Here is a 660-nt window from a genome sequence, read left to right as displayed (position 1 = left end):
CCAGGTGACACCCTCTATGGCTTCAAGCGCGGCATAGAGGATCTGAAGCTCGAGATGGCCGACGACGACGCGGACCGCGGCCGGCTGTATCTGGACCAGGCGTCGACCCGGATGAGCGAGGCGCGCCGGCTGATGGAGCGCGGCCGCTCGGGCGACCTGGACCACGAATCGCTGAGCGAGATCCGCAGGACCCTCGCCGGGATGCGCCATGACGCCTCCGAGGGCCACCGGCTGCTGCACAAGGTCTATGAGCGGGACGGCTCGCTCGGCCCCATGCGGACGCTGTCGTCCTTCTCCCGTTCCCACCGCGACGGCTGGTCCCGGCTGCGCGAGAAGCTGCCCGTCCAGCTCATGGACGTGGGGGACGAGGTGAGCTCGGTGTTCGACGCCATAGACCAAGAGGTCGGTCCGCTGCAGTCCCTGCTGCCCGCCTCCCGCGACGGCCGGGACAACACCGGTCATTCGGTGGTCGAGCCACCCGAGCGGACCACCACGGGCGGTTCCAACATCCCGGCGCCCGCCGTGACCACACCGAGCACCGCCCGCCCCAGCGGGGACGACACCCGGCCGCGCCCCTCGACTCCGTCCCATCTGGAGGACGGCGGCCTCATCGGCGGCGCCGGCGATCTGCTGGATCCGCCGACGGGCGAGCCGATCCCG

The 660-nt window shown here is 71.4% G+C and carries 1 protein-coding gene; it reads left to right on the top strand.

Annotated elements, in window-relative coordinates; genetic code table 11:
* Positions 1-660: DUF5667 domain-containing protein (locus tag CCN51_RS51030; protein WP_245881882.1), on the top strand; the 660-nt coding region annotated here is incomplete at both ends.

Source organism: Streptomyces milbemycinicus (assembly GCF_002154605.1).
Classification (GTDB): Bacteria; Actinomycetota; Actinomycetes; order Streptomycetales; family Streptomycetaceae; genus Streptomyces; species Streptomyces milbemycinicus.
This window is presented reverse-complemented; position numbering and strand designations above follow the sequence as displayed.